9 protein-coding genes are annotated in these 10,737 nt (G+C 46.2%); 2 read left to right on the top strand and 7 right to left on the bottom strand.

Going from position 1 to position 10,737, the window contains the following annotated elements; translation table 11 throughout:
- Positions 1-153: 153 nt before the first annotated feature.
- Positions 154-1,356, top strand: coding sequence for a glutamate racemase (gene murI / locus Q0117_RS05195; RefSeq protein WP_297923446.1), 1,203 nt, complete (start codon positions 154-156; stop codon positions 1,354-1,356).
- An 808-nt stretch (positions 1,357-2,164) separates the two neighbouring features.
- Here the strand turns inward: murI and Q0117_RS05190 are convergent.
- The 3 genes from Q0117_RS05190 to Q0117_RS05180 form a co-directional block, all read right to left on the bottom strand.
- Complete coding sequence (locus Q0117_RS05190; protein ID WP_297923444.1) at positions 2,165-2,530, bottom strand: EexN family lipoprotein; 366 nt, start codon at positions 2,528-2,530, stop codon at positions 2,165-2,167.
- Positions 2,531-2,834: 304 nt separating this feature from the next.
- Positions 2,835-4,529: a Na+/H+ antiporter NhaC family protein gene (locus tag Q0117_RS05185; RefSeq protein ID WP_297923442.1), complete on the bottom strand. Its 1,695-nt coding sequence runs from the start codon at positions 4,527-4,529 to the stop codon at positions 2,835-2,837.
- A gap of 16 nt (positions 4,530-4,545) precedes the next feature.
- Positions 4,546-5,292, bottom strand: coding sequence for an SDR family NAD(P)-dependent oxidoreductase (locus Q0117_RS05180; protein WP_297923440.1), 747 nt, complete (start codon positions 5,290-5,292; stop codon positions 4,546-4,548).
- Positions 5,293-5,534: 242 nt separating this feature from the next.
- Between Q0117_RS05180 and Q0117_RS05175 the strand changes: the two genes are divergently transcribed.
- The gene (locus Q0117_RS05175) at positions 5,535-6,230 is read left to right on the top strand and encodes a hypothetical protein (RefSeq protein ID WP_297923438.1); all 696 of its coding nucleotides are present in this window, start codon (positions 5,535-5,537) and stop codon (positions 6,228-6,230) included.
- Positions 6,231-6,836: 606 nt separating this feature from the next.
- On the opposite strand, the gene Q0117_RS05170 is transcribed toward Q0117_RS05175, so the two are convergent.
- The 4 genes from Q0117_RS05170 to Q0117_RS05155 all read right to left on the bottom strand — a co-directional run bounded on the left by Q0117_RS05170 (position 6,837) and on the right by Q0117_RS05155 (position 10,485).
- Positions 6,837-7,379 (bottom strand): DJ-1 family glyoxalase III, encoded by a 543-nt coding sequence (locus tag Q0117_RS05170; RefSeq protein ID WP_297923436.1) that lies wholly within the window; start codon positions 7,377-7,379, stop codon positions 6,837-6,839.
- Between the two features lie 10 nt (positions 7,380-7,389).
- Positions 7,390-7,965, bottom strand: coding sequence for a c-type cytochrome (locus tag Q0117_RS05165; RefSeq protein ID WP_297923434.1), 576 nt, complete (start codon positions 7,963-7,965; stop codon positions 7,390-7,392).
- A gap of 75 nt (positions 7,966-8,040) precedes the next feature.
- Positions 8,041-9,303 (bottom strand): major outer membrane protein, encoded by a 1,263-nt coding sequence (locus Q0117_RS05160; RefSeq protein WP_297923432.1) that lies wholly within the window; start codon positions 9,301-9,303, stop codon positions 8,041-8,043.
- A gap of 795 nt (positions 9,304-10,098) precedes the next feature.
- Positions 10,099-10,485, bottom strand: coding sequence for a hypothetical protein (locus Q0117_RS05155; protein WP_297923430.1), 387 nt, complete (start codon positions 10,483-10,485; stop codon positions 10,099-10,101).
- Positions 10,486-10,737 lie beyond the last annotated feature (252 nt).

Here is a 10,737-nt window from a genome sequence, read left to right as displayed (position 1 = left end):
CCCCCCCCCTAAAAAATTGATTAAATTTGCCGCGAATTTTAACGAGGCGGCGAGAATTTACCGGCCCCGCAACCGCTAAATCGGTCTAAATTTAGATTTTGCGCAAATTTGAGCTATAATCCCTTTTTTGAAATTTAACTTTGGATTAAAGATTTGAAAATAGCGTTTTTTGACTCGGGCATCGGCGGACTAAGCGTGTTAGCCGAGGCTTTGCGGCGGTTTAGCGGGGCGGAGTTTTTGTATTTTGCCGACGAGGATCACGTCCCCTACGGCACGAAAAGTAGAGCCGAGATCGTGCGGCTAAGCCTCGATGCCGTCGGGTTTCTGGTCTCGCGCGGCGCGGACGCGGTCGTCGTTGCTTGCAACACCGCCACGAGCGCAGCCATCTCGGAGCTTCGCGGCGCATTTAGCGTGCCCGTCATCGGCATGGAGCCCGCCGTCAAGCTCGCTGCGGACAGCTTCGGCGCGCGCCCGACGCTGCTCATCGCCACGCCGCTAACGATCGCCGGCGAAAAGCTCGCGCGCCTCGTGGGGCGGCTAGAGTGCGAGACGTGGAGTCTGCCGCTACCTCGCCTTGTGAAGTTTGCGCAGGATTTGGAGTTTGACTCACCCGCGGTTCGGGCGTATCTGAGCGAGGAGCTAGCTAAATTTGAGCTTGAGCGCCTCGGTTCGCTCGTGCTTGGTTGCACGCATTTTAACTATTTTAAGGACGTTTTGCGCGAAATTTTGCCGTCTCACGTACGCATCATCGACGGCATAGACGGCACGCTAAATCGCCTTGCAAGCGAGCTGGGCAGAGGGTTAAAGCTTGCTAGCATCGAGGATTTGCCCTCGCGTGCAGTTAAATTTAACGCGGGCAGCGGCGCAAAATTTGATACGAATTCGTCGGCGCAAGCCGGCAAATTTGACGCAGAAGGACGAGACGCGGGCGGCGGACAGAGCATAAAGGGTAAGAGCAAGCAAGACGAGGGGGTCGATAAAAGCGCTCGCAGCGAGCAGGACGCAGGAGGGGGCAACGAAAGCTATGTCGGCAAAAATAATGCAGAAGAGTGCGGCAAGAGCGGCGGAGGGTCGGCAGGCGATGCTCACGGCGTAGAGCAGTGCGACGAAGACAAATGCCGCATGTCGCCACGCGCCGTAGATGCGAATTCACAGCTCAAGCTTTATTCTCGAGGCGGCGCGGATTTGTCCTTAGAATTTGAGCCGCGAAGCGAAGAGGCGGGTATTTCGCGAGTGAATTATCCAAACGGCAACAGCGTGGAGTATTTTTACTCGAGCAGGGCGCTAGATGCGGCGCAACTACACAAGGTGGAGATATTTTTAAAGCGGCTTGATGCGATGCGAGGGATTAGCTAGATGGTGCGCCTGTGCGCCGCAGCGCGGATTGAAATTTTATCGCGTCGCGGATCGCACCACGCAAATTAAAATTCTAGCGCATCGCAGATCGTGCCGTGAAAGTTAAAATTTTGATGCGCTATAAATCGCAGCGCAGACTCAAAATTTCGCCGTTTCGTAAATCGCGCCGCATAGGCTAAAATTTCAACGCGCAAAAATTTAACTCGGCTCGGCGATTTAGAAGTGGCTTCGCAACGGCGTGCGAGCAATGGTGTCTCGCTACCACCCGGCGCGCGAAAATTAAAATTTGACGCACAAATGCCGTCATTACCGCCACCATTTCAAATTTAATAGCGTAAGCCGAGATCACCGTATGTTAGGAGTTACCTCGCGTCGCACGAACTATCGCTGCGGATTTGAAATTTTAAATTTAGACTAGAGAGCGGATAAAGTGCGCGCGAAGTTAAATTTAGCACGGCGTGCAAACCGCCGCCGAGAGAAATTTAGACCAGCGCACTGCGTAAATTTTAAAATGATAAAATTCTGCGGCGCCGCAAAGCTCGCAAGCCTTTCTGCAGCAGCCAAATCTCGCAAACTTTAAAATTTTAAAATCCGTAAAGTAGAATTTCGCGCCGTATCGTTTCGCAGGAGGAATTTTATACCGCAAAATTCTAAGCCGCGTAGAGCGAACTTACTCCACGCCTTCGGTGTAGAGTAAGTTAAAATGAGCTTTACGCATAGAGCATAAGAGGAATTTTAATATTGAAATAATATTAAAATCTTATTTTCTCCCCGAGAAAAACTTTTTATCCTCTAAGCCTACGATTTTTTAATTCCGCCCTCTAGTTATCTGTCTTAACCCCTCTTTGTCATCATACATTTCTCGCGCCTTCTTCGCATTTTCACAATTCTTGTGCATTTTACTACCTTCCTCTATCTTATCCCAATCACAATTCTTTTCTACCTCTTTAGCTTCCTCTATATGCTTTTCATAGTATTCTACCGTCATAACTTTTATATCACTGACCGATTCTTTGGCATTCACGCAATTTTTATAGGAGTTGCTTCCATCTTTAAGGGTATTAAAATCACACTTTGCGTAAACCTCTTTAGCCTCATTTAGATGAATGTCGTAATATTCCTTGGTCTTTACCTCGGTATCGTCACCACAACCAACTAATAAAGCAGCTAACACCCCCCCCCCAGAGGAACATCTTAGGATTTTTCATTTCATTCTCCTTGTTTGAAATTTATCGGTATTCTACTATCCGTTTACTTTGAAAATTTTAAATTGTAGGCGCACACACCGTTTTAATGCGGCTAGTTAAATTTGGCTTTTAAAATTTGCCCGCGCGTTTTGAAATTTCGCTTTAAAATTTTATCCGCGCGACGGAATTTTACAGAGCGGAATTCTGCGGGATAAAGCAAAATTCCGCCGGACAGAATTCCGCATCGCTGCGGAATTCAAAATTTAAAAGCAAATTTAAAATTTGCGAGAGCTACTCCTCTATCTTTTTACCTGCGAACCGCACGAGAGCCCACGTAACGGCAAGCCCCATCGGTAGCGCGATCCAGACGCTAAGTCCTAGCGCTACGGGCAGATAACCCACTACGGTGGCGACCGCGCCGACGGATAGAGCGTAAGGCATCTGCGTCTTTACGTGCTCGATATGATCACAGCCCGCGCCCATCGACGAAAGGATCGTCGTATCCGAAATCGGCGAGCAATGATCGCCGAAAATCGCGCCGGTTAGCACACCCGAGATATTTACGATCATATAGGCGTGAAGCGCATCGCCCGAAAGCCCGTAATGAAGCCCTACGGCGTTTGCCAAAGGTATGGCTAGCGGCATCAAAATTCCCATCGTGCCGTAGCTCGTACCCGTCGAAAAGCTAATGAACGAGCCCAGCACGAAAATCGCTACCGGAAGCAAGAATTTCGGCGTATTTTGGCTTAGCATATCGACTAGATAGCGCGACGTGCCGAGCTCCTTGATGACAGAGCTGAGCGACCAGGCAAGCAACAGGATCACGATCGTGACGATCATCGTCTTCCACCCCTTGATCCACGTAGAGATCGCCTCTCTGATGTCAAAAATTTTGCGGTAAACGCTCATAAATATAGACACGACCGTAGCAAGAAGCGCCGCTTGAAAAAGCGCGACCGACGAGTTTGCGTTGCCGAACGTCGCCTGAAGCGTCGCAAAGCTTAGCGGAGCGGCTTTTGCGGCTGCGAGAGCATCGCCTTCAAGTTTGCTTAGCCCGCTAAAATAAAAGCTCGCAAATGCGCCGCAGATTAGCACTATAAGCGGGATAACGGCGTTTGAAGCTTGCGGCTTGATCCCATCTTTGGGCTCTAACGTTTTATCTTCGAGCTCGGCGATGTTAGAATTTTTAGAGTGGATTTCGCCGGTCGCTGCGCGCCTTTCGGCAGAGAGCATCGGCCCGAAATCCCTGCGCATGAACGCCACGTAAACTACGAAAGCAAGCATAAAAAGATTGTAGAAGCGATACGGCATGGTTTGCACGAAGATCGAGAAGGCGTTTACGTTTTGTACGCCGATCTGATCATATCCCGCTCTTATCAAAGAGACTTCGAGCCCTACCCAGGTAGAAATTAGCGCGATGCCCGCAATCGGTGCGGCGGTAGCGTCGATGATAAAGGCGAGCTTTTCGCGGCTAACTCTAAATTTATCGGTGATCGGCCTCATGACTGGGCCTACGATCAGTGCGTTTGCGTAGTCGTCAAAAAATACGAAAAGACCCATAACCCACGTTGAAATTTGCGCCGAGATACCCGTTTTAGCGCGCTTGCTAATCCAAAGCGCCACGGCTTTCGTGCCGCCCGTCCTGCTAATCAGCGCGACTACGCCACCGATACAAAGCACCTGCAAAAGCACGCCCGCGTTGCCTTTACTGGCCATCGAGCCCACCACGCGCGCGACCAGATCGGTAAAGCTGCCCACAAGCGCGGAGATCGGATTGTCGTTAACGACGGCGAGCATATAAGTGCCGCTAAAAACGCCGATGAAAAGCGACAGGATCACCTCTTTGGTGATAAAGGCAAGCGCGATCGCCACGACGGGCGGCACCAGCGTCCAGATACCGAAAAGCTCGGCATTATGCTGCCTCGTCGCGTCATCTACCGCAAACGCGGCAACCGATAAAAACATTAGTAATAGAATTTTTTTCATTTTCTCGCCTTAAAATTTAATGCTTCTCGATAAAAAGCCCAGCCCAGCTCTGCTGCGTCGCCATCGCCTCAATCACGTTGATATTTACGCGACGGGGTATCGCTAGGCAGCTTAGCACGATCTGCGCGATGTCCTCTGGCAGGATCGCATTGACCCCCTCATACACGGCCGCAGCGCGCGCTACGTCGCCTTTAAAGCGCACCTCGCTAAACTCGCTCTTGCAGATTCCAGGAGCGATCTCCGTCACGCGGATGCCGGTGCCGCGCAGGTCGTTGCGGATATTGCGGCTAAACTGCTTGATAAACGCCTTGCTCGCGCCGTAAACGTGACTACCCGGATATGGCCATGCGCCTGCAGTCGAGCCGAGATTGAAGATATAGCCGCTGCCGCGCGCGATCATCAGCGGCAGCACCGCCTTGGTCGAATACAGCACGCCTTTGATATTCGTATCGACCATCGTCTCCAAATCCTCCACGGGCGTCTGCGCGATCCCCTCAAGTCCTAGCGCAAGGCCTGCATTATTTACGAGCACCTCGACGTCTTTGAAATTTTCAGGCAACGCACTCACGGCGTCAAACACCGCAGCTTTATCGCGAATATCCGCGGTGATAATGTGCGTATTGCCTAGCTCGCCGGCTAGCTTTTGCAGCCGATCTTTGCGACGCCCGAGTGCGATGATCTTATAGCCCTGCGCGCTAAGCGCCCTGGCGATCGCCTCGCCAAAGCCGCTCGTAGCGCCCGTGATGAATGCCGTGTTTTTCATATCAGCTCCTTTGCGTAAAATTTTAAATTTAGCGCAATGATAACGCAAAACGGATTTAGAATTTATGAATTTTATCTTGCGGCGCGGGCGCGGATGAAATAATACGAAGGCATTGGCAGGTTCTCTTGCGCATGAGTTCGTAATCGGAAGTGGATTCGGCGAGTGCACTGGCTAAATTTAAAATTTTGCGCCGTTTGTTTTTCGCAGTTTGCTATAATCACTTAAATTTAGGAAAAAGACAAATGAGCAAATTTATACGATTTATCCTTGTTGGTATCTGTGTTTGCGCCACTTACGCGGGTCTGAAATATGCTTTTATGCTCTTTATCACGTGGCTCATGTTTAGTGGGATATATTTTGACGGGCCGGGTGCACTGCTCGGCATACCGCTCACGTTTCTAAGCTCATCGGTTATATTTGATTATTATTGTATTGCGCTGGGTTCTCATCTGCTCTTTTTATCGTTGCTTAAAGGGCGCGACGTGAAAACGCGGTGGATTTTACCTTTATTTTTTCTCATAACGCTCGCGTTTTGTAGCTTTTGCGTCTTAATCGGGCACGAAGATTATCAGCGCATAAACGCGCTTTTTGCACTCTTGCTTATCTCTCCTTTTACGCTCATCGCATACGCCATCGTTACGACCGTAATCCTTGCCAAAAATAAAATTTCGGATTATTATCCGATCTTAATCGCGATAATTTTTGTGCCCATTCATGCCGCCAGCATAGGGATATGGGGGTTAGAACGGATATATTTTGGAGTGTTTCTAAACGCGACGATACTGGGAATTTTTTATTTCACGGCGAAAATCGGGCGCGTAAATTTGATCGCACACAGACCTACACCCGACAAAATGCAAAATTCTAAAGACCGCGTTATCAAAACGATACAAAGCAGCGCGACATTTTTAAACGACAATATTTTAAAGAAGCGCTAAATTTTATCCTTTTTAGGAATTCTAAATGACACTTTCGTCGCGCACTGCAAGCTTATCTGCTTCCCGATAGATCTGTGCTTTGCCAACAAAACCTTCAAAAACTGCGTCGTTTTGCCTCTTGACACATTGCCATCGCTATTTGATCAAATTTATATCCAGCGTGATCTTATCATTTTTGGTCACATCGATCCCACTTACCCCTTATTTAGCACGTTTTAGCAATCTGTTTAGTTTCAGCTAGCGAGCGTATCGCAAAGGTGCCGCACTAAAATTTATTCAACTCGGGGATGTCTGCTTGAGAGCCTACGTCTAAAATATTTTTATGCTTACACTTCACGCCGTCGCGACGGTAAGGTTTAGTTTCAGTAGCGACTAGCTCCAATAAAATTTCATCTGCTCCTCATAAAGCCTTTTGCGTTTTTCGATTTAGAATTTGGGTTGTGAGAATTCCATTCGTCGTTTACGGATACTCAGAATAAATATTGTGGCTATTTTATACGTGTAGGGCAAGATAAAATTTGTAATTCTCAGGCGCAGCAAAATCGGCACACCCCGTTTTACAGATGGCAAAATAAAGCGCGCTAGAATCGGCCCCCACTTGAAATTTTATTTAAAAAGCAAATCGAATTTTAGCTTGGAATAAACCTGCTCGCCTTTTAACTCGCGAACGATTTGCAGCGCAAATTCCATCGCAGTAGCGGGACCTTTCGAAGTCATTATATTTTGATCTTTTACGACATTCGCCGAATTCGTATAGCCTGGGTGGGCGATCTGATTTTCAAAACCTGGATAACAAGTGTAAGAGCTTTTTAGCACACCTGCGATAGCTAGCGCCCATGGAGCGGCACATATTGCACCGATTTTTGTGTTATTTACATCAAAGTCGCGCAGGATTTTACCGAGCTTCTCGCTTTTGGCTAAATTCTCTGCACCGGGCAAACCCCCTGGCAAAACGATCATATCAAATTCCGAAACTTTTATATCGTCTAAAATTTCATCGGCGATCATCTCTACGCCGTGTGTGCCGCAGACGCATTTCTTATCCAGCCCCACGGATACCGCATCAATATCCGCGCGACGCAAAATATCGATCAGACTTACCGCCTCGATCTCTTCAAAACCGTTTGCCAAAACGATCGCTACTTTCATCTACGCTCCTTTATTTTAGGTATGAGCCCTGCTCACTAGGGGCAGTGGAAATTTCGGTATTCGCACTTCTGCTAGATGGGCTATCGTAGAGGAATGAATCGTCGCCCTTTAGATAAGCGATAATGTAGCCTAGCTCCGTAGCGCTTGTCTTGGCAGCGATCAGCTGCATAATATTTTTCATCTTGCCGCCATAGCTTAGATCCGTGGTGTATTGCGAAATAGCTATCGAGATCTCCTTGGCATCCAGATCTTTGAGTTTACGCGATACTCCATAGGCTTTTTTTTGCCCGTTCTCGCCGTGGCAAGAAGCGCACTTCTCGGCAAAGATCGCTCCGCCTCTTTCTTTTAAAGAATTTATATTTCGATTTACCTTGCCGCTATGGGTTTTACTGCCTGCGGCAGGAGCGCTTTTGTAGATATTTACGGTTATGTTTTCATCTTTAGAATGTTTTTCGATTAGGGATTTTAGCTCTTTGGCAAACTCTCCTTTGGCTTCAAATACGTATGTATCGTCGTTTGTGTTATCCGCAGCATTTATAGCGAAAGTAAAAAAACATGCTAAAAAAGAAATTTTAAAAATTTTCATAAAAAACCTTGGTTTTAAATTTAAAAAGGGCGAAGCAAAAGCTTCGCCCTAATTTTACCCGTATAAGGTAAATAATTAAAAGCTGTATTTAGCCTCGAATCTAATTCGATCATTTTTCTCATCGGCAGCCCCTGCAGCACCATCAATCTTATAGTGCGAATACCAAGTTTTGAAGCTTAGCTTTTCATTATATTTATAAGAAATTCTACCTACTGCCTCGTATGCATCTTTACCGGCTGACTTACCATCTAAGTAATCGGCACCGATTCTGATACCAGTATCAGGAATAGTATAGCCTGCTACTGCATACCAATAATGATTTTTACCGGTAAAGTTCGTATAATCTAGCAACTGCTCACCCGGGCTAATAAAGGAGCCTTGATCTTCAAAGGATACAAAAGAAGCGCGATCTTTGTTATCAGGCTCGAATCTCAAATAACCTGCAGCTAAATCGATACCGAATAGACCCATACTAGCCTCTGCAGCCCAAAAATCTGCATCACCTACATCAGTCTCTGTAACAAATACTGGTGGAACAGGAATATTATTCCAATGGCCATAAGACGCTTTGTCAAAATCAGAAAATGCATATTGACCTTTTACGCCAATATTGAAATCATCGGAAATATCAAAGTTAAATGCTAACTCTGCAGCGAAAAGATCGGCTACATCTTCTAAGGAGTTATACCATAATTGGAAAGCCACAGGATCGTATGAGCCCATAGCTCCTACTCCATATAGATTGTGATCGGTAGTTAATTTTCCTCCTAATGGAGCCATTGCTCCTGCCCTTTTCCACTTAAGGCTGCCAATATCACTATCATTCTCTAAAGAGTCCATCCAAAAGCCAATAAGAGTTAGCCCCTCGATATCGGTGCTAGTAATCTTAACACCGTCCCCATACATATCATCCGTAAAGAACGAACCTATACCCTGGCGACCAACTGTAATCGTAGTGCCGCCAATAGCATATCCTAAGTAGGCCTTGGCAATATCAAATTGAGACTCATCGTCCTCTTCATTTTTCTCCTGAAGATATACACCGTCTGAAGATGAAAAAGTCTGACCGTTATCTCTATCCATAAATCTAACACCGACTACACCGAAAAAGTTATCGTCGATTTTAGCTTTGAAATCTACTTCGGATTTGAATTCCCAGACACTAGATTTCTCGCGGTGGACATTTTTATCGGATTCATTATTGTGTGTATATCGCATACGAGCGTATCCGTTTAGATCCACATCCTTGATAGCTTCCTCTAACGGAACAGCACTTGCACTCATAGCAAGAGCACCTGCAGCGACTGCTGCCGCTAAACTAAGTTTAACTAGTTTCATTTTGAACTCCTTTAAAAGTTTGTAAGCGCAATAGTAGCACAAAATGACAAATTATATGCTTAAAATATGCTGAAAAATACTAAAATTTTACCAAATTGTTACCGAGTATTTACCGAAAATCCAAATTTAAAGGGCATAAAAAAAGCGAGACCCGCACAGGTCTCGCCGATTATTGAAAGGAGTTCTAATTTCGATGTGGGGATTATATCAGGCTGCGGTAAACAGACGGCAACACCTCTTTCATGCGGGAGAAATTTGATAAAATTTTACGATGCGGAATTTTATGGATAAAATTTCAAGATACGAAATTTGCAAAGCGTGGGTTTTAAAAATCCACGCAGCATCTTATCAGCGGGGAATACTGCACTGAAAACGAGCAGTCCGTGAAAAACTGCGAGAAAGAAAATTTATAAGAATTCCTCGAATTAAAATTTTAGCGTGGCTGTATTTCTATAATATAGAATTTTGTGGACAAAATAGCGTCACGCAGTAAGAAATCTTAAGCACGAAGCAAGCGAATAGGAAATGCTAACCTAGCCATAGAAGCAAGACGCGTAGTACAGAATTTTGTGAAATATAAAATTCCACAACTTATAAAATATAAAATTTATGCAGGCAATCGCATAAAGAATCAGCGGACTTTAAAGCGCAAGCAAATCGCGCCAGCCCGCCATGATTAAGAACAGAAACTATTGCCTTCATAAGAGTAGAGAGCAAACACAAAAACGTTTATCTCAAATTGTGAAAGCAGGCTCGCTTACCTTAAAGGGCGCAGCGGTTAAAAATCGCGTGGGATTAAAAGCTAATATTTTCGCTCTCTGGTACAGCAATAGCGTCATTTTTATGCATTTGTTTGGTCTCGATTTTACCGATATCATAAGCGCGCGGAGCAACGGAACCCGCTTTGCGCGAGATGATTCGCATATCGGTGATAGCGCCTGAAGCGGTACTTATATAGGCAGTATCTCCTGCAGCCGCATAGTATCTGCTTGCGCGAGCGGTGTAAAGCTCGCCGCTGGATAGGTCTTTAAACGTATATACGTAAGCTGTGGAGCTTTGGCGAGTGTAGTTTACAATCTCGGATTTTAGCGAGCGTAAGTTGTCTGCAGGCGTCGGAGCGGTACTTACGGCGCAGCCTGCGATGCCAAGAGCCAAAAGTGCGGAAAATATGAAATTTTTCATTCAGTATCCTTATTTGTAAAATTTGAATTTTTAGAGTAGTAGGTTTGGGCTTAAAGTTTGCTTTTTTGAGAGGCATCGAATTGGAATTTAAACGACGATGGATGCGCTTGCGTCGCTGGCATTTGTTTTTGAGGAGCGTCGAAGTGGAATTTAAACAGATCTCTCTTAGCGTTAGGCGAAGCGAGAATACGCTTTTGGCGGCGCTGACTGCGATATTTGCAAAAATCGGACTCGAAGGGATCAACTCCCACT

This window comes from uncultured Campylobacter sp. (genome assembly GCF_937997535.1).
Classification (GTDB): domain Bacteria; phylum Campylobacterota; class Campylobacteria; order Campylobacterales; family Campylobacteraceae; genus Campylobacter_B.
This window is presented reverse-complemented; position numbering and strand designations above follow the sequence as displayed.